The sequence below is a fragment of the Maritimibacter alkaliphilus HTCC2654 genome (genome assembly GCF_000152805.1).
Lineage (GTDB): Bacteria > Pseudomonadota > Alphaproteobacteria > Rhodobacterales > Rhodobacteraceae > Maritimibacter > Maritimibacter alkaliphilus.
Genome location: NZ_CH902578.1, coordinates 103,063 through 122,383, shown reverse-complemented (window position 1 = coordinate 122,383; position 19,321 = coordinate 103,063). Strand labels below are relative to the sequence as shown.

Here is a 19,321-nt window from a genome sequence, read left to right as displayed (position 1 = left end):
TCTCACGTCCTCAATGCGCTGCTGCCTGAGCCACTTCCGTGGCGGCGTCGTCCACCGCGGGAAGCGCGGCTTCGTAGTGGTTCAGAAGGTTTTCGACCGAGGGGCCGATGATGTCGGTGACGAGGCTCGGGTAGACGCCGAGCAGAAGGGTCATCGCGGCGAGCGGCGCGAAGATCCACTTCTCGCGGCGGCTCATGTCGGTGATCGCCTTGAGGCTTTCCTTGATGAGATCGCCCATGACCACGCGGCGGTAGAGCCAAAGCGCATAGGCCGCCGACAGGATCACGCCGGAGGTCGCAACGGCGGCGACCCAGGTGTTAGCCTGGAACATGCCGACAAGCGTCAGGAATTCACCGACGAAGCCCGAGGTGCCCGGAAGGCCCACGTTCGCCATAGTGAAGAACATGAACACCAGCGCATAGGCCGGCATCCGGTTCACGAGGCCGCCGTAAGCGTCGATCTCACGCGTGTGCATCCGGTCGTAGATCACGCCGACGCACAGGAAGAGCGCGCCCGAGATGAAGCCGTGCGAGATCATCTGGAAAATCGCGCCGTCGATCCCCTGCTGGTTGGCCGCGAAGATACCCGCGGTGACATAGCCCATATGCGCGACGGAGGAATAGGCGATCAGCTTCTTCATATCCTCCTGCACCAGCGCGACGAGCGAGGTGTAGACGATCGCGATGGCCGACAGCCAAAGTACGAAGGTCGCCATCACGTCGGACCCGACCGGGAACATCGGCAGGCTGAACCGGAGGAAGCCATAGCCGCCCATCTTGAGCAGGATCGCCGCCAGCACGACCGAGCCTGCGGTCGGCGCCTGAACGTGCGCGTCGGGCAGCCATGTGTGCACCGGCCACATCGGCATCTTCACCGCGAAGCTCGCGAAGAAGGCGACGAACAGCAGCGTCTGCGCCCCGCCCGTCACGGTGATGCCGAGCACCCGCATTGTGGTGGAATCGAAGGCGTGGTTCAGCAAGGTCGGGATGTCGGTCGTCCCGGCCTCCATGAACATATAGACCATCGCGACCAGCATCAGGACGGAACCGAGGAAGGTGTAGAGGAAGAACTTGAACGCGGCGTAGATCCGGTTCTTGCCGCCCCAGATGCCGATGATGAGGAACATCGGAATGAGGCCCGCCTCGAAGAAGAGGTAAAAGAGCACGAGGTCCAGCGCCATGAACACGCCCAGCATGAGCGTTTCAAGGACGAGGAAGGCGATCATGTATTCCTTCACCCGCGTCGTGACGTTCCAGCAGGCCGCGATCGTGATCGGCATGAGGAAGGTGGTCAGCATGACGAAGAGCACGCTGATCCCGTCAACGCCCATCTTGTACTGAAGCCCCATGAGCCAATCGGCTTCCTCCACGAACTGAAAGCCCGTGTCCGAGGGGTCGAACCCGAAAAGCACGCCGAGCGAGATCAGGAAGGTCGCCGTGGTCGCAGCAAGCGCCAGCCATTTCGCATTGCGCTGCGCCGCCGGATCGTCACCGCGCAGGAACAGCGCGAGGATGAGGGCTGCCACCAGCGGCAGGAAGGTAATGATCGAAAGCAGGTTGTTCATCAGTTCGCACCGCCGGTCAGCGTCATGAGTGTCACGAAGGCGACGATGCCGAGCACCATCGCGAAGGCGTAGGTGAAGAGGTAGCCCGACTGCCACCGGCCCGCGAGCCGGGTGAAGAAGGGAATGATCCCCATCGACACGCCGTTGATCGCCCCGTCGATGGTCGCCCCGTCCCCACGCTTCCACAGGAAGCGGCCGATGGCCTTGGCGGGCCGCACGAAGAGAAAGTCGTAGATCTCGTCGAAATACCACTTGTTCAGCAGGAACTGGTAGAGATGCGGCTGCGTCGCGGCGAGCCGTTTCGGCAGCGACGGGTTCACGATGTAGAACCAGTATGCCGTGGCCAGACCGAGCAGCATCGCGATGAAGGGCGAGATTTTGACCCAAGTCGGCACATGGTGCGCGTCGTCGATCACCGTGTTGTCGAGACCGAAGTAGACGGCCCCCTGCGGCGCGGCGTGGCTGTCGGCCATGGCGTGATCGGTGGCCTCGTCGCCATGCGCGGCGTCATCCGTCGCGGCCTCTTCGCCGTGGTCGCCGGCTGCGGCCTCTTCGCCGTGCTCGGTGGCTTCCGCATGATGCTCCGGCAGACCGAAGAAGGCGTTCATCCGGTCGTGGTCGTAGAAGAACGAGTTGTAGAACACCATGCCCGAGAACACCGCGCCGATGGCGAGCACGCCGAGCGGGATCGTCATCACCGCCGGGCTTTCATGCGCGTGGTCGTGGGTGTGCTTGTCGCCGCGCGGCTTGCCCCAGAAGGTCAGGAACATGAGCCGCCACGAGTAGAAGCTGGTGAAGAGCGCGGCGATGACGAGCAGCCAGAAGGCGACGCCACCGTTGGTGCCCGCGAACGCGACTTCGATGATCGCGTCTTTCGACAGGAAGCCCGCGAAGCCGATGGCGGTCAGCGGGATGCCGACGCCGGTGATGGCGAGCGTGCCGATCAGCATTGCCCAGAAGGTGAGCGGCAGCTTGGTGCGCAGCCCGCCGTAGTTCCGCATGTCCTGCTCATGGTGCATCCCGTGGATGACCGAGCCTGCGCCAAGGAACAGCATCGCCTTGAAGAAGGCGTGGGTCAGCAGGTGGAACATGGCGACCGGATAGGCCCCGACGCCCGCGGCCACGAACATGTAGCCGAGCTGCGAACAGGTCGAATAGGCGATCACCCGTTTGATGTCGTTCTGCACCAAACCCACGGTCGCCGCGAAGAAGGCGGTGAAGGCGCCGATGTAGACGATGAAGTTGGTCGCAGCGGGCGCGTATTCCATCACCGGCGACATGCGGCAGACAAGGAACACGCCTGCGGTCACCATGGTCGCGGCGTGGATCAGCGCCGACACCGGGGTCGGACCTTCCATCGCGTCCGGCAGCCATGTGTGCAGGAACAGCTGTGCCGATTTCCCCATCGCGCCGACGAAGAGCAGGAAGGCGATCAGGTTGGCCGCGTTCCATTCGCGCCAAAGGAAGGTGATCGAGGTTTCGGCAAGGCCCGGCGCGGCGGCGAACACCTCGTCGAAACGGATGCTGTCGGTCAGGAAGAACAGCCCGAAGATGCCGAGCGCGAAGCCGAAGTCGCCCACGCGGTTCACGACGAAGGCCTTGATCGCCGCGGCATTGGCCGAGGGCTTGCGGTAGTAGAACCCGATCAGCAGGTACGAGGCGACGCCGACGCCCTCCCACCCGAAGAACATCTGGAGCAGGTTGTCCGAGGTCACCAGCATCAGCATCGCGAAGGTGAAGAAGCTGAGATAGGCGAAGAACCGGGGGCGATAGCTTTCGCCCTCGAATTGCGGATCATGCGCCATGTAACCCATGGAATAGAGGTGGACGAGCGACGAGACCGTGGTGACGACGATCAGCATGATCGACGTCAGGCGGTCGAGCCGGATCGACCAGTCGGTGCTAAGCGTCCCGCTTTCGACCCAGCGCAGGATCTGCACATGCTCGGTGTTCGCCGGGTCATGGGTCAGGAACACGATCCACGACAGAAGGGCCGCGAGGAACAGAAGCCCGGTCGTCAGGACCTGCGCGCCCTTGTCCCCGATGATCCGGTGGCCGAAGCCCGCGATGATGGCGCCGATCAGCGGCGCGAAGAGGATGATCGTGACCATGAGCGTCAGCCTTTCATCACGTTGACGTCTTCGACCGCGATGGTGCCGCGGTTACGGAAGAACGAGACCAGAATGGCAAGGCCGATGGCGGCCTCAGCCGCGGCGACCGTCAGGACGAACAGCGTGAAGACCTGCCCGACCATGTCCCCGAGGTAAGAGGAAAAGGCGACGAGGTTGATGTTGACCGAGAGCAGCATCAGCTCGATCGACATGAGCAGGATGATGACGTTCTTACGGTTCAGGAAAAGACCGAAGATGCCGATGACGAAGAGTGCCCCCGCCAGTCCAAGGTAATGTTCAAGTCCAACCATCTTGTCCCTCTGGGCCTTTGCCCTTGGTTTGTCTTCGTTCGGGCCCCCTGCGGGGTCCATTCTCTTGCCGCGCCGCCGGGGCGCCGCCCTATTGTGCCGCGCAGACGCAGCCCTTGCTGCTGAACGGCGTCGTCTGTGCCTCGAGCCCCATGGAGCGCATGAGGCTTGCCAGTTCCGTCAGGTCGTAATCCGCGTTGTTCGGGTTCAGCCCCACCGCAAAGTCGCGTGCCGGGTATTCCGCGCCGCCGGTGTCCGTGGCCTCGACCGCCATGTTCATGCTGCACACGGCGATGATCGCCCGCGCGCCGTCTTCGGCGTAAACGACGTTCGCGCTGATCCGTTCGACGGAGGTATAAGTGCTGCCCCCGTCCGTGCAGGACGCCGCTTGCGCGCCGGTGGCCGCCAGCGTCAGCATCAACGCCGCGATATGGGTCAGCCGCGCCATGCTCAGAACCCCAGCGTGCACACGCAAGCCCCCTTGTCGAAGTTGACCACCTTGGCATGCCACCCGGATTCCCGCGTGAACTTGGCAAGGTCGTCCAGCGTGTAGCGTTCGGCCGATGCCGACATGCCCTGGGCAAGATCGTAGAGCACGCCGTATTCGGTGCCGACACGGGTCGCCTCGACCGCGCGCCCCGCCGTGCAGGCGATGACGTATTCCGTTTCGGCCCCCGACCCGGCCACGCGCAGGGCATGGATCAGGCCGCCACCGAAAATGCTGCTCAGATGCCATTCGTATCCGCCTGCCGAACAGGACGGCATCGGCGGCGCTTCGGCCACGACGGCGACGGGCACCCCGGCCAGCGCAAAGGATATGAGCGCGGCGCGGATCAAAGCCCCTGCCCCGGCTTCACGTCGACAAGCTCCAGCGCCTTGGCCGGATCGCGGTACATCTGGGCGAGCACATCCTGCCGCTTGATGTCCTTGCGGTGGCGGAGGGTCAGGACGATGGCGCCGATCATGGCGACCAGCAGCACCAGCCCGGACAGTTGGAACAGAAGGAAATAGTCGTCGTATATCAGCTGACCCAGAGCGGCGGTATTCTCGACCTCGGTCATGTCCGGCGTGACCGCGCGGCGGGCGGCTTCGGCCCCGTCCGCGAACTGCCACGTGCCGTAGATCATACCCATCTGCATCAGCAGCACGACCGCGATCAGAAGCGCGAGCGGCATGTATTTCGCCATGCCCGCCTTCAACTCGGCGAAATCCACGTCCAGCATCATCACGACGAACAGGAACAGCACGGCGACCGCGCCGACGTAGACGATCATCAGCAGCATGGCGAGGAATTCGGCCCCCAGCACCACGAACAGCCCCGCCGACCCGATGAAGGCCATGATGAGCCACAGCACGGAATGGACCGGGTTGCGGGCCAGAACGGTGAACAGCCCGCCCACAAGCGTCGTCACCGCGAAGGCGTAGAATGCGAAATCGGCGACGGTCATGCGTCCCCCTCCTCGTCGTCTTTCTGCGCGTCATAGACCTCCTGGGCCAGTTCGAGCGCGTGGTTCATCGCCGGAAGTCCGCCCAGCATCGACATCTGGTAGATGACTTCCCCAATCTCTTTCTGCGTGGCGCCCGCCTCCATCAGGTGACGCACCGTGTATTTGATCTGGCTGTCCTGCGTCGCCCCCGTGGCGACCAGACCGCCCAGAAGGACCATCAGCCGGGTCTTTGCGTCCAGCCCGTCGGGGTTGAACGAATTGCCGAACATGGCCTCCATCCAGTCGCGGGGCATGGTCGGCCAGAGCTTGTCGAACCCTTCGGGCGTGAAATCCTCGAGCATCGGGTTGAAGGCTTTGAGCATCGCCGTGCCCTGCTCCATCATCCGCGCGTATGTCTTGGTGAAATCGCTCATCCCAGCCTCCGCCGCAAATCGTTCATGGCCGCGACCCAGTCGGACTGGGCGTCGCTGTCCATCCACACCTCGTGAAGCTCGGAGTTCTCCGAAATCAACCGATCCAGCGCCGACGTGGCGCGGGACTTTATGCTGTCCATGGCCCGGACGTCGGACCCGTGGGCGTTGAGCAGGTCCAGACGGTCCTGCGACATCCCCGACGGAAACGCGCCATGCGCCACGGCCACGACTTCCGCCGCCGCCCGCGCCGCCGCGCCCTGATCCATGTCGAGGTAGTCGGTCACGGGCGTCCCGGCGGCGGTGTCGAGCGCGGACGCGACGGCACCGGCCCCGGAGGCGCGATAGCCCTCCAGCCAGTCCATCGAGGCGTCATCCTCGAACAGGTTTGCACCGCTCGCGCCCATGCGCCGCCGCCCCCTTACCGATAAGGCGCGTCGAGTTCGAGATTGCGCGCAATCTCGGCTTCCCAACGCTCGCCGTTGTCCAGAAGCTTGTCCTTGTCGTAGAAGAGCTCCTCGCGGGTTTCGGTCGCGAATTCGAAGTTCGGACCCTCGACGATGGCATCCACCGGGCAGGCTTCCTGACAGAAGCCGCAGTAGATGCATTTCGTCATGTCGATGTCGTAGCGCGTGGTGCGGCGGCTGCCGTCTTCGCGCGGTTCCGCGTCGATGGTGATGGCCTGCGCCGGACAGATCGCCTCGCACAGCTTGCAGGCGATGCAGCGCTCTTCGCCATTCGGATAGCGGCGCAGCGCGTGTTCGCCACGGAACCGGGGCGAAAGCGGGCCCTTTTCATGCGGGTAGTTCAGCGTCGCCTTCGGCTTGAAGAAATACTTGATGCCCAGCTGGAACCCTTTGATCCAGTCGGTCAGCAGAAAGTATTTGGCGGCGCGGGTGTAGTCGATGTTAGCCATGCGTCAGCCTCCCACGGTCCAGCGCGCGTAGGTGCCCCAGAACGCGCCGTATTGAGCAAAGAAGGCCACCAGCACGACCCAGATCAGCGACAGGGGCAGGAACACTTTCCAGCCGATCCGCATAAGCTGGTCGTAGCGGTAGCGCGGGGTGATCGCCTTCACCATCGCGAAGATCGTGAAGAAGAAGAAGATCTTGAGGATGAGCCAGAGCGCCCCGTCCGGGATCGCCTCAATGGGCGACAGCCAGCCCCCGAAGAACAGGATCGAGACGAGCGTGCACATCAGCACGATGGCCACGTATTCCCCGATCATGAACAGAAGGAACGGGGTGGAGGAGTATTCCACCTGATAGCCCGCGACCAGTTCCGATTCCGCTTCCGGCAGATCGAACGGCGGGCGGTTGGTTTCGGCCATGGCCGAGATCAGGAACAAAAAGACCATCGGGAAGTGCGGCAGCCAATACCAGCTGAACAGCCCCGCCCCGTCCTGCGCGCGCACGATGTCGCCGAAGTTCATCGACCCGGTCGAGATGATGACGCCGATGATGATGAGGCCGATGGAGACCTCGTAGGAAATCATCTGCGCGGCGGACCGGAGCGAGCCAAGGAACGGGTATTTGGAGTTCGACGCCCAGCCGCCCATGATCACGCCGTACACCTCGAGCGAGGAGACGGCGAAGACGAACAGGATCGCGACGTTCACATCCGCCAGAACCCAGCGGTCGTTGAACGGGATCACCGCCCAGGCGACCATGGCGAGCACGAAGGACAGCATCGGGGCGAGGAAAAAGACGAACTTGTCCGCCCCCGCCGGCACCACGATTTCCTTGAGCACATACTTCAGGAAGTCCGCGAAGCTTTGCAGCAGGCCGAAAGCGCCCACCACGTTCGGGCCGCGGCGCATCTGAACCGCCGCCCAGACCTTGCGGTCGTAGTAGAGCAGGAAGGCCAGCGCGACCAGAAGCGGCACCACGATCAGGAGCACCTGCCCCACGATCGTCAGCGCAATCCCCAGATTGGTCGTCGTGAAAAATTCGTACATCTGTCGCCTCAGATCGTCGGTATTCCGTTTTCCTTGCAAGCCGCGACCGCCACTTCGGCGTCGATCTTGGCCAACCCATCGGGAAGCGCATCGGAGATCACGTAAGTCGCGTCCCCTTCCCACACTTCGCCGCGTTTATCCACCGCAGTTCGCACGTGACGCGCAAATCCGTATCCCCGGATCAACGCATATTGCGAGGCGGCGCATTGGGCATAGTCCGCAACGTCCTGATTGTTGCGGGCCCCCTTCATCTTGACGTCGAAGGCAACGAGGTCGCCGTCGAGCAGCCGGGTCCCGATATCGAGGTATTCCGGCTGATACGGCGTTGTCGCCGCCTGCGCGCTCGCCACGGCACGGCTGACCTCCACCTGTTCGGAACAGGCGGTCAGCGCGGCCAGAGCCAGCGTGCCATATGCGACGGTGCGGATCACTCGGCGGCCACCTTCTGCGATCCGCGTGCCTTGGCGTTCGCGGACAGTTCGGCCATCACCGCCGACGCCCGCGCGATGGGGTTCGTCAGGTAGTGATCCGCGACGATCGGACGGAACGACGCCTTGCCGAGTTTCCCAAGCGCCAGCGGTTGCCAGTCGTTCTCGGCCACAACGTCGACCGCGCCCAGATGCGGCACCGCTTCCACCATGGCGCGGCGCAGGCCCGCTTGGGTGTCCCACGGCTGGGTCGCGCCCAGTTCGGCGGACAACGCACGCAGGACGGCCCAGTTTTCTTTGGCCTGCCCCGGCGGGAAGGCGGCGCGCAGCGCCAGTTGCGGGCGGCCTTCGGTGTTCACGAACAGGCCCGACTCTTCGGTGTAGGCAGCCGAGGGCAGGATGATGTCGGCACGGTGCGCCCCACGGTCTCCGTGGCTGCCCATGTAGATCACGGTCGCGCCCGCGTCGATTTCGACCTCGTCCGCGCCCATGTTGAAGATGACCTCGGCCCCCTCGGTCGCGGCCTTGATGCCACCCTCGGTGGTCGCGCCCACGTCCATCGCGCCGACCCGAGCCGCAGCGGTGTGCAGGACCAGCAGTTTGCCGTTGGTGTTCTCAGCGAGCTTCATGGCGTGCGACAGAACCGCCTCGCCGTCCGCCTCGTTCAGCGCGCCCATGCCCACGATCACAAGCGTGTTCTTGGCCTTGGTCGCGTCCGAAATGGTTTTGGACGACAGTTCCTCGACCGCCACGCGGTCGTCGCCGACCTGCACGTAGTCATAGGTCAGGTCCACACCCGGCACGCCGACATAGCCGACCGTCGCGCCGCGCAGCCACGCCTTGCGGATACGCGCGTTCAGAACCGGCGCCTCGTCACGCGGGTTGGTGCCGATCAGTTGGATCATCTCGGCACTGTCGATGTCTTCGATGGTCGCGGTGCCGACATAGGCCGAGCGGTTGCCGGCGGGCAGCTTCGCCCCGTCCACGCGGCATTCGACCGTGCCGCCCTGCCCCTCGATGAGTTGCTTGAGGCTGAAGGCCGCCTCGGTCGACGCAAGATCGCCGATGAGACCTGCGACCTTCTTGCCCTTCATCGCCTCGGCCGCCGCCGACAGCGCCTCGGGCCATTCGACCGGGGTCAGCTTGCCGTTCTTGCGCACATAGGGCTTGTCGAGCCGCTGGCGGCGCAGACCGTCCCAGACAAAGCGGGTCTTGTCGGAAATCCACTCTTCGTTCACGCCGTCATGGTTGCGCGGCAGGATGCGCATGACTTCGCGCCCCTTGGTGTCGACCCGGATGTTCGACCCGAGCGCATCCATCACGTCGATGGTTTCGGTCTTGGTCAGCTCCCACGGACGGGCCTGATAGGCATAGGGTTTCGACGTCAGCGCGCCCACCGGGCACAGGTCGATGATGTTGCCCTGAAGGTTCGAATCCAGCGTCTCGTTCAGATAACTGGTGATCTCGGCATCCTCGCCGCGCCCCGTCTGACCCATCTGGTGAATGCCCGCGACCTCGGTCGTGAAGCGCACGCAGCGGGTGCAGGAAATGCAGCGCGTCATCTGGGTCGACACCAGCGGGCCGAGGTCCAGATCCTCGGTCGCGCGCTTGGGTTCGCGGTAGCGCGAGAAGTCGACGCCGTAGGCCATCGCCTGATCCTGAAGGTCGCATTCGCCACCCTGATCGCAGATCGGGCAGTCGAGCGGGTGGTTGATGAGCAGGAACTCCATCACCCCTTCGCGGGCCTTCTTGACCATCGGGCTGTTGGTCTTGACGACCGGCGGCTGACCTTCCGGACCGGGGCGCAGGTCTTTCACCTGCATCGCGCAGGAGGCGGCGGGTTTGGGCGGGCCGCCGACGACCTCGACCAGACACATGCGGCAGTTGCCCGCGATCGACAGGCGCTCGTGATAGCAGAACCGGGGAATTTCGATCCCGGCTTCCTCGCAGGCCTGAATCAGGGTCATCGCCCCGTCCACCTCGACCTCGTTCCCGTCGATGACGATTTTCTTCAGATCGCTCATGCGTCTCTCACTCATCCTGCCGGGCTGCCCCGGCGCTTGTCATTTCCCGTTCGGCCCTAGTCGCAGATTTCCGAGAAGATCACCTTCCCGTCCTCCACCACGACCCCGTCGCCGAAGATCGTGTCACGCCGGAACTGCGGGTTCTCGGCGCAATAGGCCTTGGCGACGCCCCGCGCCGCCAGAATGTCGTCTTCGGTCAGCGGCGTGCCGTCGGCCCGCCCGACCGTGATCTGCGGCGCACCGGCATCGGCCCCCGCATTGCCCATGGCATCGCGCCACAACCCGTGGCTGCGATATTCGACCGTGTAATCCGCCCCGCCCGAGGTGAAGCGGTCCACGTCCTGCGCCGCTGAGCCGATGGCCTCCGCCGGGCGCTCCGGCGCTGTCCGCGCCGACACACGGTTCAGCATCCCGCAGCCCGACAACGCGATGGCGGCGGCCAGCATTGCGATATGCGATACCCGGATCATTCCGCCGCCACCCCCGCGCAGGATTTGGTTTCGTGAAGCGTCGCCTCTTTCAACCACGCCCAGCCAAAGGCCGCGTCGCTGTCGCCATCGCGTTTTCTGGCCTCGAGCCGGTCCAGCGCCTCGTCGAGCGTGGGCTGGTGACCAATCGGCACCCACCACATCACGAAGTGCTGGTCGGTCATCAGTTCGAACCACTCGGCGCGGCGGTCATAGAATTGCTTGTGCACCGTGTTGAACACGAAATGCTCAAGGCTTTCGACGTTCTCCCACACCGTCAGGTTCGACACGAAGCGCGGGTCGTCGCCGATCTTGGCCTCGGTGTTGCCGGTCCCCGGCTCGCCCGAGCCTTCCATCATCCAGACGAACCCCGGCATCCGCTTGCCCATGGCGTTCACACGGTCGAGCGCGCCCATGAATTCGGCCACACGCGGATCTTCGGTGTCGGCGACGAGACGCCCCACGTTCAACTCGGCCAGATGCAGACCTTCACGCGTCATGCCGCATCTCCCACCATTGTTGCGGGCGCGGAACCGAGACCCCCGGTGCCGCGTTTGAGCGGAAAGGAGGACCATCCCATGTCCGACAAAGTCAAACCGACCGATCTTGAGAAAGGCGCGGAAATCGCCGAGGACCAGACCGAGAAATTCATCGAAACCGGCGACGCGGGCCGCGAGAAGACCGAAGAGACCTCGGACGACATCTCCGAAGGTATGCCGAAGACGGACCGCGAGAACATCGACAAGGTGACGAATACCGACTGACGCGCAGGACGATGGGCCGCGCGGTTTTCCCGCCCGGTCCCTCGCCGCATCGGCCCGTTATGCGCCACCCGCATCACGCCGTTACTCCGCCGCCACCGCTGCCGAGATACGGCCCGACTTCTGCGCCTTGATGCGGTCCTCAATCTCTTCGCGGAAGTTGCGGATCAGACCCTGAATGGGCCATGCCGCCGCATCGCCGAGCGCGCAGATGGTGTGACCTTCGACCTGCTTGGTCACGTCGAACAACATGTCGATCTCTTCCAGCTCGGCCTCGCCGCGCACCAGACGGTCCATGACACGCATCATCCAGCCGGTGCCTTCGCGGCAGGGCGTGCACTGGCCGCAGCTTTCGTGCTTGTAGAATTTCGACAGCCGCCAGATCGCTTTCACGATGTCGGTCGACTTGTCCATCACGATCACCGCCGCGGTGCCGAGACCCGAGCCGAGCTCGCCGCGCAGGTAGTCGAAGTCCATCACGGCGTCCTTCATCTTCTCGCCGCGCACGCAGGGCACGGACGACCCGCCGGGGATGACCGCGAGCAGGTTGTCCCAGCCGCCGCGAATGCCGCCGCAATGCGTTTCGATCAGTTCCTCGAACGAGATCGACATCGCCTCTTCGACGACGCAGGGGTTGTTCACGTGACCGGACACGGCGAAAAGCTTGGTGCCTTCGTTGTTCTTGCGGCCGAAGCTCGCGAACCATTCCGGCCCGCGCCGCAGGATGGTCGGGACCACCGCGATGCTTTCGACGTTGTTCACCGTGGTCGGGCAGCCGTAAAGACCCGCGCCTGCCGGGAACGGCGGCTTCATGCGCGGCATCCCCTTCTTGCCCTCCAGCGACTCGAGCAGCGCGGTTTCCTCGCCGCAGATATAGGCGCCTGCCCCGTGGTGCAGGTAAAGGTCGAAGTCCCAGCCGGAGCCAGCCGCGTTCTTGCCCAGAAGGCCCGCGTCGTAAGCCTCGTCGATGGCGGCTTGAAGCGCCTCGCGCTCGCGGATGTATTCGCCGCGAATGTAGATGTAGCAGGCATGCGCGTTCATCGCGAAAGACGCGATCAGGCACCCCTCGATCAGCGTGTGCGGATCGTGGCGCATGATCTCGCGGTCCTTGCAGGTGCCCGGCTCGGATTCGTCCGCGTTGACGACGAGATAGGCGGGGCGCCCATCGGATTCCTTCGGCATGAACGACCATTTGAGTCCCGTGGGGAAGCCCGCGCCGCCCCGGCCCCGAAGACCCGAGGCTTTCATCTGGTCGACGATCCAGTCACGCCCCTTTTGGATGATGCCGGCGGTCCCGTCCCAATGGCCGCGCATCTGCGCACCTTTCAAGGTCCGGTCGTGCATCCCGTAGAGGTTGGTGAAGATCCGATCCTGATCTTTCAGCATGCCTGTCTATCCTTTGGTGTTGCGACCATCCAGCAAAAGCCGGATGGCCACGATCAGTCCGAATGCGAAGCCCGCCATGGCGGCAAGCCCGATGAGGCCGAGCACACGGTTCGACCAGCCGAGGGTTTCCCCAAGCCATGTCAGCCCCATGAAGCCGAGGGCGGACGCGAGGATCGCGACAGTGGCCAGCCGCCCCTGCCGTTTGCGTTCCAGTCCGTCCTCACCCGTGCTCATCGCGTGCACCTGGCCTTACTTCTTCTTGTTCTCGTCGTAGAGCCCCGATGAGGACGCCCGTTTCGAGAATTCAGTTTGTTCGCCCGAGGCGAGTTGTCTGGCCTGCGTGATCCAGTCGTCGCGCTTGATGCGGCCCCGGAACGACAGCTTGTCGTCCATCACCGCGATGTCGGCATCGGTCCACTGGGCGATCTGGTCGTAGTGGAAGACGCCCGCATCATGCAGCTTTTTCTCGATCCCCGGCCCCACGCCCTTGATGAGCTTGAGGTCGTCGGCCACGCCGCCCTTGGGTCCGTCGAGCAATTCCGGGCCTTCGCCCGCCGCAACGGGGGCTGCCGCCGGTTTCGCGGTTTCGGCCTTGGAGGTCTTGGCGGTCTTGGTCTTGGCCGCCGGTTTCGCCGAAGGCTCTTTCTCGTATTTCCAGTCGCCCTTCTTGGCTTCCAGCTCACGCTGACCCGGAAGCGCGGTGGACGGCTTGATGATCGGGTCCGGCGAAGGCTCGGCCTCCTGCGCGGCTGCGGGGGCGGCGGTTTCGTCCGCCACCGTCTCGGTCCCCGGTGCATCCTCGGCGGCTTGCGCTTTGGCCGAAGCCTCTTCGGCAGGCGCGGGCTTGGCCGCCGCCGCGTCCATGTCGCCGGTGCCTGCGGAACTCGCCGCTGCCGCCGCCGGTTCGGTGGTCGATGTCGCCGCCGCACTGGCAGGCGCACTGGTCCCCATGCCGGAGGACGCCGGAACGTCCGAACAGAACAGCCGTTGCAGGATCAGCGCCACGGCCACCGCGACCACGAGGCCCACGATGATCGCCACGATCCACGGGCTGTTGATGAGCAGAAGCACCACGAGGCCAAGCAGCCCCCCGACGATCCAGCAGGTATTGCGGCACGAAAACAGGCCGCCGTCGTTATTTGCCATTTCCCAATTCCCTGTTGCAGTTGAGGGTTTCACCCATAGCAACGGACCTGCGGTCTTGTGCCGCAGACTTTCGTCTTATGTCCCCTGCCAACCTCATGCTTGAACCGACGCCTCAGTAGACGTCGCCTTTCTTCACTTTCTTCGAGAATTCGGTTTCGCCACCTTCGGCGAGTGTCTTGGCCTGATCGACCCAGTTGTCGCGGCTGACGCGGCCCTTGAACCCTTCGAGGTTCTGGTCGACCCAGGCGATTTCCTCGCCCGACCACTTGGCGATCTGGTCGTAGTGATAGAATCCCATGCCGTTCAGCATGGTTTCGAGCTTGGGACCGACGCCCTTGATCGCCTTCAGATCGTCGGCGCCCGACTTGCGCGGCGCTTTCATCGCGCGGGGCTTCGTGCCCGGACCGGATGCGGGCGTTCCGGTCGCGCCCGGCGCGTCCGATCCGGCGGTCATGGCCGGAGCATCCGTCTTCGACGGCGCGTCGCCCCCCTTGGCCGCTTTCGCGTCGTCCGCCTTGCCGGTCGTCGTCTTGGCCGCACCCGCGTCGGTCGTCTCGGCGGGCTTGCCGGTGGCCTTGGCCTTGGGCTTGGCGGTCTCGTTCGCGTCGGACATGGCCGCCTGGGCATCCCCCGGCGACTTGACCGTCTTGCGCGCCTTGACGGCGACCTTGCGGCCTTCGCCCTGCCACGGCGCGGTGAGCGGCACCTCGGTCCCGTCGATGCGCTTGAGCGTGTCGCCGATGTCCGTCGCCAGCGCGACCGACGCGTTCGCCGGGTTCTTGTTCGCCTCATGGTCCTTGAGGCTCGTCAGCCCACCCGCAGGTTCGGAGGCGTAACGTCCGTTCTGCGGACCCGGCAGCGGCACCTCGCCCGCACCCATGCGGTCGATCAGGTCACCGAAGCTCTCGGTCGTCAGATCCTCGTAATAATCCTTGCCGATCTGGGCCATGGGCGCATTCGCGCAGGAGCCGAGGCATTCGACCTCTTCCCACGAAAACTTGCCGTCCGCCGACAACTCGTGCGGGTTCGGCGCGATCTTTTCCTTGCAGACCGCGATCAGGTCTTCAGCGCCCATAATCATGCAGGAGGTCGTCCCGCAGATCTGGAAATGCGCAACGGACCCAACCGGTTGCAGTTGGAACATGAAGTAGAAGGTCGCGACTTCCAGCGCGCGGATGTATTCCATGCCGAGCATATCGGCCACACCCTCGATCGCGGGCTTGGTCAGCCAGCCTTCCTGCTCCTGCGCGCGCCACAGAAGCGGGATGATGGCGGACGCCTGCCGCCCTTCCGGGTATTTGGTCATCTGCGCTTCCGCCCAGGCCTGGTTGTCAGGCGTGAAGGCGAAAGACGCGGGCTGTTCGTGGTGCAGACGGCGCAGCATTAGGTGCACTTCTCCGTTTTATGCAGGGTGTAGGTTCCGCTCTCCCGGTCATGCGAGAAGGTTCCGGACTCGCCTGCGTTCGCGATCATGATGTTCCGCGTCCAGCTATCGACGCCTTCGTCCGTCAGGACCGCTATGATTTCCTCTTCGCTCGCCATGCAATCCTTGGCTTCCATCATCTCGAAAACGGCCGGCCACGGGTTCGACGCATCAGCGACCCCGATGGCTGGCACGGTCCAGACGAGTATGGCCAGGGCGAAACGCATCAGCGGTCGACCTCTCCGAAAACGATATCCATGGTGCCGATGATGGCGGCCACGTCGGCCAGTTGGTGCCCGCTCGCGACGTGATCCATCGATTGCAGGTGCAGATAGCCGGGGGCGCGCAGCTTGGCGCGGTAGGGTTTGTTCGTCCCGTCGGACACGAGGTAGACGCCGAATTCGCCCTTGGGCGCTTCGACGGCGCAATAGACCTCGCCCGCCGGGACGTGGAAGCCCTCGGTGTAGAGCTTGAAGTGATGGATGAGCGCCTCCATCGACGTCTTCATGTCGGCGCGCTTGGGCGGCGTCAGCTTGCCACGGGCCAGCACGTCGCCCTGCCCTTCGGGTGCCCGCAGCTTTTCGATGGCTTGAAGCATGATCTTCACGCTCTCGCGCATCTCGGCCATACGGACGAGGTAACGGTCGTAGCAGTCGCCGTTCTTGCCGATGCAGACCTTGAAGTCGAACTCGTCATAGCACTCGTAAGGCTGCGAGCGGCGCAGATCCCATGCAAAGCCGGACCCGCGCACCATGACGCCGGAATAGCCCCAGTCGAGGATCTCTTCCTCGGTGATGACGCCGATGTCGACGTTGCGCTGCTTGAACACCCGGTTCTCGGTCAGCAGCCCGTCGATGTCGTCGAGCACGGCCGGGAATTCGTGGCACCAGGCTTCGATATCGTCGATCAGCTTCGGCGGCAGATCCTGATGCACGCCGCCGGGGCGGAAATAGGCCGCGTGCAGGCGCGCGCCCGAGGCACGCTCGTAGAAGATCATGAGCTTTTCACGCTCTTCGAAACCCCACAGCGGCGGGGTCAGCGCGCCCACGTCCATCGCCTGCGTCGTGACGTTCAGCAGGTGGTTCAGGATGCGACCGATCTCGGAATACAGCACCCGGATGAGCGAGGCGCGGCGCGGCACTTCGACACCGCAGAGCTTTTCGATCACGAGGCACCAGGCATGTTCCTGGTTCATCGTGCCGACATAGTCGAGCCGGTCGAAATACGGCAGGTTCTGAAGGTAGGTCCGGCTTTCCATCAGCTTTTCGGTGCCGCGGTGAAGCAGCCCGATATGCGGGTCGCAGCGTTCCACGATCTCGCCGTCCAGTTCCAGAACCAGACGCAGCACGCCGTGCGCCGCCGGGTGCTGAGGCCCGAAGTTGATGTTGAAGTTGCGGATCTGCTGTTCGCCGGTCTCGGCGTCCTGAAATCCCTTGGAGCCGTCCATCATGCCGCCACCATTCTTTCCTGCCACTCCACGGGCACCGCGCCCATGTAGCGTTCGATGAAGTTGTATTGCGGTTTCAGCGCGGATTGCAGCCGCGCCCGCCGCGCGGGGTCGAGCCCCGCTTCGGGTGAGCCATGCACCCGCTTGCCAAAATCGGCCGGGATCATCTCGATCCCGAGGAAATCGCACATTTTCTCAAGCGCCTCTTCGGTGAAGAGACGTTCGTAAAGTTCGACGTGAAGCCGGTCCCGGGGCACCGCCTGCATCAGCCGCTTGACCGTGCGGCGGTAATTCGACCGGCGCGCGACGTTCTCTTCCCCACCGGAGAGGTAACCGTCGACCATCGAGGTCGCCGCGGCTTCGTCCCCGCCCGCGTTCATGCGGAAATGCGACCAGAGCCGATCCACGGGCTCGCGCAGCAGGTAGAGGAATTTCACGTTCTCATGGCTCTTGGCCATCTCGGCGAACCACTCGGGCCCAAGCAGCGCGTAGCCGGGCGAGAAATCCCCCACCAGCTTGGCGTCGCGCAGCCCGGCCCCGATGAAGCCGAGATAGGCTTTGTCGTCGCGGGTCTTGCCGTCGAAGGTGACGAGCCATTCCTCGATATCCGCCATGCTTTGCAGCTGATAGGCGTGGATATCCTCATCCCGCGTCACCGCATGGCGCGCGGCGATCTCGCCCTTCCGCCGCGCAAGCTCGCCACGATAGAATTCGCCCGCGCCCATCGCGACCGAATTCCAGTAGTTCAGCTCTTTCACGGTCGGGAAATAGGTCTCCGGGTGGTTGTAGAGGTAATCGAACAACCAACTGGTCCCGGCCTTGGCCGCGCCGACGCAGTATATGAGGGTCTGGGTGCTCACGTCAGCCTTTGGCCCCGTCCGCCTTCTCGTCGCCCGGCAGCACGTATTCCGCGCCTTCCCACGGCGACATGAAGTCGAACTGGCGGTATTCCTGAACCAGCGACACCGGCTCGTAGACCACGCGCTTCTCGACCTCGTCGTAGCGGACTTCGGTGAAGCCGGTCGTCGGGAAATCCTTGCGCAGCGGGTGGCCGCGAAAACCGTAGTCGGTCAGGATGCGGCGCAGGTCGGGGTGACCCTTGAAGATGATCCCGAACATATCGAAGATCTCGCGCTCGAACCAGTTGGCGGCCGGATAGACGGTCACGATGGACGGCACCATCTCGCGCTCCTCGACCGCCGCTTTCACGCGGATGCGGTGGTTCTGGTACATCGACAGGAAGTGATAGACCACGTCGAACCGCGCCTCGCGCTCCGGGTAGTCGACCGCCGTGATGTCCACCAGCGTCGAGAGCCGGCAACCCCGGTCGGTCTTGAGGAATTCGACAAAGCCGATCAGCGCCTCGGGCCGCACGGTGACGGTCAGTTCGCCAAAGGCGACCTCCCACCCCACGACCACGTCCATCTGCTTGACTTCGATCAGCGCGCCCAACTCGTTCAGTGCGTCGTCTACCATCGTTACCTCACGATCGTGCCGGTGCGGCGGATTTTGCGTTGAAGCTGAAGGATGCCGTAGACCAGCGCCTCGGCAGAGGGCGGACAGCCGGGAACGTAGACGTCCACGGGCACCACGCGGTCACAGCCCCGCACCACCGAATAGGAGTAGTGATAATACCCGCCGCCGTTCGCGCAGGACCCCATCGAGATCACATAACGCGGCTCGGGCATCTGGTCGTAGACCTTGCGCAGCGCCGGGGCCATCTTGTTGGTCAGCGTGCCCGCGACGATCATCAGGTCCGACTGGCGCGGAGAAGCGCGCGGCGCGGTCCCGTAACGCTCGAGATCGTAACGCGGCATGGACGACTGCATCATCTCGACCGCGCAGCAGGCCAGACCGAAGGTCATCCAGTGGAGCGAGCCGGTGCGCGCCCAGTTGATGATGTCGTCGGTCGTGGTCAGCAGGAAACCCTTGTCCTGAAGCTCGTCCGAAAGCTGGCGAGTCGCGACTTCGCGATCCCCGCCCGCGGTGTTGGCGCCGGTCATCACTCCCATTCGAGTGCTCCCTTCTTCCATTCATAGGCAAAGCCGATGGTCAGGACCGCAAGGAACACCATCATCGACCAGAACCCGATCATCCCAACATCCTTGAAGGCCACCGCCCAGGGAAACAGGAATGCGATCTCGAGGTCGAAAATGATGAACAGGATCGAGACGAGGTAAAACCGCACATCGAATTTCATTCGCGCGTCGTCGAAGGCGTTGAACCCGCATTCGTAGGCCGACACTTTTTCCGGGTCCGGGTGACGGACCGCGAGCACGGCAGCCGCAAGCACGAGGACGAGGCCAAGGCCGACGGCAACGGCGAGGAAAATCACGATGGGGAGGTATTCACGAAGAAGGTCTTCCACGTTGGCTCCTTTGTTCGGGCCGTTTCATATGAACGGGAACCCGCGACAGTTTGGCTCAATTCGGGGTCTACTC

The 19,321-nt window shown here is 63.9% G+C and carries 25 protein-coding genes; 1 reads left to right on the top strand and 24 read right to left on the bottom strand.

Annotated features, from left to right (window positions below):
• Positions 1–10: 10 nt before the first annotated feature.
• The 14 genes from RB2654_RS01660 to RB2654_RS01595 form a co-directional block, all read right to left on the bottom strand.
• Positions 11–1,564 carry an NADH-quinone oxidoreductase subunit M gene (locus tag RB2654_RS01660; protein WP_008327945.1) on the bottom strand — a complete coding sequence of 518 codons (1,554 nt, stop codon included), beginning with the start codon at positions 1,562–1,564 and terminating at the stop codon, positions 11–13.
• Positions 1,564–3,675: an NADH-quinone oxidoreductase subunit L gene (nuoL, locus tag RB2654_RS01655; RefSeq protein WP_008327942.1), complete on the bottom strand. Its 2,112-nt coding sequence runs from the start codon at positions 3,673–3,675 to the stop codon at positions 1,564–1,566. The genes RB2654_RS01660 and nuoL overlap by 1 nt, the downstream gene beginning before the upstream one ends.
• A gap of 5 nt (positions 3,676–3,680) precedes the next feature.
• Positions 3,681–3,986 carry an NADH-quinone oxidoreductase subunit NuoK gene (gene nuoK, locus RB2654_RS01650; protein WP_040884267.1) on the bottom strand — a complete coding sequence of 102 codons (306 nt, stop codon included), beginning with the start codon at positions 3,984–3,986 and terminating at the stop codon, positions 3,681–3,683.
• Positions 3,987–4,074: 88 nt separating this feature from the next.
• A complete protein-coding gene (locus RB2654_RS01645) occupies positions 4,075–4,431 on the bottom strand; it encodes a hypothetical protein (protein ID WP_008327939.1) in 357 nt (118 codons plus the stop codon).
• Positions 4,432–4,433: 2 nt separating this feature from the next.
• Positions 4,434–4,820 carry a hypothetical protein gene (locus tag RB2654_RS01640; protein ID WP_008327937.1) on the bottom strand — a complete coding sequence of 129 codons (387 nt, stop codon included), beginning with the start codon at positions 4,818–4,820 and terminating at the stop codon, positions 4,434–4,436.
• The gene (locus RB2654_RS01635; RefSeq protein WP_008327935.1) at positions 4,817–5,431 is read right to left on the bottom strand and encodes an NADH-quinone oxidoreductase subunit J; all 615 of its coding nucleotides are present in this window, start codon (positions 5,429–5,431) and stop codon (positions 4,817–4,819) included. The genes RB2654_RS01640 and RB2654_RS01635 overlap by 4 nt, the downstream gene beginning before the upstream one ends.
• Positions 5,428–5,844 (bottom strand): carboxymuconolactone decarboxylase family protein, encoded by a 417-nt coding sequence (locus RB2654_RS01630; protein WP_008327933.1) that lies wholly within the window; start codon positions 5,842–5,844, stop codon positions 5,428–5,430. Before RB2654_RS01630 ends, RB2654_RS01635 begins: the two co-directional genes overlap by 4 nt.
• Positions 5,841–6,248, bottom strand: coding sequence for a DUF4259 domain-containing protein (locus RB2654_RS01625; protein ID WP_008327931.1), 408 nt, complete (start codon positions 6,246–6,248; stop codon positions 5,841–5,843). The genes RB2654_RS01630 and RB2654_RS01625 overlap by 4 nt, the downstream gene beginning before the upstream one ends.
• Before the next feature lie 14 nt (positions 6,249–6,262).
• Positions 6,263–6,757, bottom strand: a complete 495-nt coding sequence (gene nuoI, locus RB2654_RS01620; RefSeq protein WP_008327928.1) for an NADH-quinone oxidoreductase subunit NuoI — start codon at positions 6,755–6,757, stop codon at positions 6,263–6,265.
• A 3-nt stretch (positions 6,758–6,760) separates the two neighbouring features.
• Positions 6,761–7,798 (bottom strand): NADH-quinone oxidoreductase subunit NuoH, encoded by a 1,038-nt coding sequence (nuoH, locus tag RB2654_RS01615; protein ID WP_008327927.1) that lies wholly within the window; start codon positions 7,796–7,798, stop codon positions 6,761–6,763.
• Between the two features lie 8 nt (positions 7,799–7,806).
• The gene (locus RB2654_RS01610) at positions 7,807–8,229 is read right to left on the bottom strand and encodes a YNQ4 family lipoprotein (RefSeq protein WP_008327925.1); all 423 of its coding nucleotides are present in this window, start codon (positions 8,227–8,229) and stop codon (positions 7,807–7,809) included.
• On the bottom strand, positions 8,226–10,250 hold the full coding sequence (gene nuoG, locus RB2654_RS01605; protein WP_008327924.1) for an NADH-quinone oxidoreductase subunit NuoG: 2,025 nt from the start codon (positions 10,248–10,250) through the stop codon (positions 8,226–8,228). Before nuoG ends, RB2654_RS01610 begins: the two co-directional genes overlap by 4 nt.
• A 56-nt stretch (positions 10,251–10,306) precedes the next feature.
• Positions 10,307–10,720: a hypothetical protein gene (locus tag RB2654_RS01600; protein ID WP_008327923.1), complete on the bottom strand. Its 414-nt coding sequence runs from the start codon at positions 10,718–10,720 to the stop codon at positions 10,307–10,309.
• On the bottom strand, positions 10,717–11,217 hold the full coding sequence (locus tag RB2654_RS01595; protein WP_008327921.1) for a DUF3291 domain-containing protein: 501 nt from the start codon (positions 11,215–11,217) through the stop codon (positions 10,717–10,719). Before RB2654_RS01595 ends, RB2654_RS01600 begins: the two co-directional genes overlap by 4 nt.
• 78 nt (positions 11,218–11,295) lie before the next feature.
• On the opposite strand from RB2654_RS01595, the gene RB2654_RS01590 reads away from it, so the two are divergent.
• Positions 11,296–11,481: a hypothetical protein gene (locus RB2654_RS01590; protein WP_008327919.1), complete on the top strand. Its 186-nt coding sequence runs from the start codon at positions 11,296–11,298 to the stop codon at positions 11,479–11,481.
• An 81-nt stretch (positions 11,482–11,562) separates the two neighbouring features.
• Here RB2654_RS01590 and nuoF read toward each other — a convergent pair whose 3' ends face one another.
• The 10 genes from nuoF to RB2654_RS01540 form a co-directional block, all read right to left on the bottom strand.
• The gene (gene nuoF, locus RB2654_RS01585; protein ID WP_008327918.1) at positions 11,563–12,864 is read right to left on the bottom strand and encodes an NADH-quinone oxidoreductase subunit NuoF; all 1,302 of its coding nucleotides are present in this window, start codon (positions 12,862–12,864) and stop codon (positions 11,563–11,565) included.
• A 6-nt stretch (positions 12,865–12,870) separates the two neighbouring features.
• The gene (locus RB2654_RS01580) at positions 12,871–13,098 is read right to left on the bottom strand and encodes a DUF5337 domain-containing protein (RefSeq protein WP_008327917.1); all 228 of its coding nucleotides are present in this window, start codon (positions 13,096–13,098) and stop codon (positions 12,871–12,873) included.
• Positions 13,099–13,113: 15 nt separating this feature from the next.
• Positions 13,114–14,010 (bottom strand): helix-hairpin-helix domain-containing protein, encoded by an 897-nt coding sequence (locus RB2654_RS22200; RefSeq protein WP_008327916.1) that lies wholly within the window; start codon positions 14,008–14,010, stop codon positions 13,114–13,116.
• 112 nt (positions 14,011–14,122) lie between these two features.
• Positions 14,123–15,394 carry an NADH-quinone oxidoreductase subunit E gene (locus tag RB2654_RS01570; protein ID WP_008327915.1) on the bottom strand — a complete coding sequence of 424 codons (1,272 nt, stop codon included), beginning with the start codon at positions 15,392–15,394 and terminating at the stop codon, positions 14,123–14,125.
• Positions 15,394–15,660 (bottom strand): hypothetical protein, encoded by a 267-nt coding sequence (locus tag RB2654_RS01565; RefSeq protein WP_008327913.1) that lies wholly within the window; start codon positions 15,658–15,660, stop codon positions 15,394–15,396. The genes RB2654_RS01570 and RB2654_RS01565 overlap by 1 nt, the downstream gene beginning before the upstream one ends.
• Positions 15,660–16,883, bottom strand: coding sequence for an NADH-quinone oxidoreductase subunit D (locus tag RB2654_RS01560; protein WP_008327911.1), 1,224 nt, complete (start codon positions 16,881–16,883; stop codon positions 15,660–15,662). Before RB2654_RS01560 ends, RB2654_RS01565 begins: the two co-directional genes overlap by 1 nt.
• Positions 16,880–17,740: a sulfotransferase gene (locus RB2654_RS01555; RefSeq protein WP_008327904.1), complete on the bottom strand. Its 861-nt coding sequence runs from the start codon at positions 17,738–17,740 to the stop codon at positions 16,880–16,882. The genes RB2654_RS01560 and RB2654_RS01555 overlap by 4 nt, the downstream gene beginning before the upstream one ends.
• Position 17,741: 1 nt before the next feature.
• Positions 17,742–18,356, bottom strand: a complete 615-nt coding sequence (locus RB2654_RS01550) for an NADH-quinone oxidoreductase subunit C (RefSeq protein ID WP_008327903.1) — start codon at positions 18,354–18,356, stop codon at positions 17,742–17,744.
• Positions 18,357–18,358: 2 nt separating this feature from the next.
• Positions 18,359–18,883, bottom strand: coding sequence for a NuoB/complex I 20 kDa subunit family protein (locus RB2654_RS01545; protein WP_008327896.1), 525 nt, complete (start codon positions 18,881–18,883; stop codon positions 18,359–18,361).
• Positions 18,883–19,248 carry an NADH-quinone oxidoreductase subunit A gene (locus tag RB2654_RS01540; RefSeq protein WP_008327895.1) on the bottom strand — a complete coding sequence of 122 codons (366 nt, stop codon included), beginning with the start codon at positions 19,246–19,248 and terminating at the stop codon, positions 18,883–18,885. The genes RB2654_RS01545 and RB2654_RS01540 overlap by 1 nt, the downstream gene beginning before the upstream one ends.
• Positions 19,249–19,321: the final 73 nt, after the last annotated feature.

Excerpts from the sequence above, each read along its gene's own strand:
- RB2654_RS01545 (WP_008327896.1), bottom strand. The coding sequence starts at position 18,883 with ATGACCGGCGCCAACACCGCGGGCGGGGATCGCGAAGTCGCGACTCGC.
- RB2654_RS01580 (WP_008327917.1), bottom strand. The coding sequence starts at position 13,098 with ATGAGCACGGGTGAGGACGGACTGGAACGCAAACGGCAGGGGCGGCTG.
- RB2654_RS01635 (WP_008327935.1), bottom strand. The coding sequence starts at position 5,431 with ATGACCGTCGCCGATTTCGCATTCTACGCCTTCGCGGTGACGACGCTT.
- RB2654_RS01565 (WP_008327913.1), bottom strand. The coding sequence starts at position 15,660 with ATGCGTTTCGCCCTGGCCATACTCGTCTGGACCGTGCCAGCCATCGGG.
- RB2654_RS01600 (WP_008327923.1), bottom strand. The coding sequence starts at position 10,720 with ATGATCCGGGTATCGCATATCGCAATGCTGGCCGCCGCCATCGCGTTG.
- RB2654_RS01660 (WP_008327945.1), bottom strand. The coding sequence starts at position 1,564 with ATGAACAACCTGCTTTCGATCATTACCTTCCTGCCGCTGGTGGCAGCC.
- RB2654_RS01595 (WP_008327921.1), bottom strand. The coding sequence starts at position 11,217 with ATGACGCGTGAAGGTCTGCATCTGGCCGAGTTGAACGTGGGGCGTCTC.
- RB2654_RS01630 (WP_008327933.1), bottom strand. The coding sequence starts at position 5,844 with ATGAGCGATTTCACCAAGACATACGCGCGGATGATGGAGCAGGGCACG.
- nuoG (WP_008327924.1), bottom strand. The coding sequence starts at position 10,250 with ATGAGCGATCTGAAGAAAATCGTCATCGACGGGAACGAGGTCGAGGTG.
- nuoK (WP_040884267.1), bottom strand. The coding sequence starts at position 3,986 with ATGGTTGGACTTGAACATTACCTTGGACTGGCGGGGGCACTCTTCGTC.
- nuoF (WP_008327918.1), bottom strand. The coding sequence starts at position 12,864 with ATGCTGAAAGATCAGGATCGGATCTTCACCAACCTCTACGGGATGCAC.
- RB2654_RS01550 (WP_008327903.1), bottom strand. The coding sequence starts at position 18,356 with ATGGTAGACGACGCACTGAACGAGTTGGGCGCGCTGATCGAAGTCAAG.
- nuoI (WP_008327928.1), bottom strand. The coding sequence starts at position 6,757 with ATGGCTAACATCGACTACACCCGCGCCGCCAAATACTTTCTGCTGACC.
- RB2654_RS22200 (WP_008327916.1), bottom strand. The coding sequence starts at position 14,010 with ATGGCAAATAACGACGGCGGCCTGTTTTCGTGCCGCAATACCTGCTGG.
- RB2654_RS01570 (WP_008327915.1), bottom strand. The coding sequence starts at position 15,394 with ATGCTGCGCCGTCTGCACCACGAACAGCCCGCGTCTTTCGCCTTCACG.
- RB2654_RS01590 (WP_008327919.1), top strand. The coding sequence starts at position 11,296 with ATGTCCGACAAAGTCAAACCGACCGATCTTGAGAAAGGCGCGGAAATC.
- RB2654_RS01645 (WP_008327939.1), bottom strand. The coding sequence starts at position 4,431 with ATGGCGCGGCTGACCCATATCGCGGCGTTGATGCTGACGCTGGCGGCC.
- nuoL (WP_008327942.1), bottom strand. The coding sequence starts at position 3,675 with ATGGTCACGATCATCCTCTTCGCGCCGCTGATCGGCGCCATCATCGCG.
- RB2654_RS01625 (WP_008327931.1), bottom strand. The coding sequence starts at position 6,248 with ATGGGCGCGAGCGGTGCAAACCTGTTCGAGGATGACGCCTCGATGGAC.
- RB2654_RS01560 (WP_008327911.1), bottom strand. The coding sequence starts at position 16,883 with ATGATGGACGGCTCCAAGGGATTTCAGGACGCCGAGACCGGCGAACAG.
- nuoH (WP_008327927.1), bottom strand. The coding sequence starts at position 7,798 with ATGTACGAATTTTTCACGACGACCAATCTGGGGATTGCGCTGACGATC.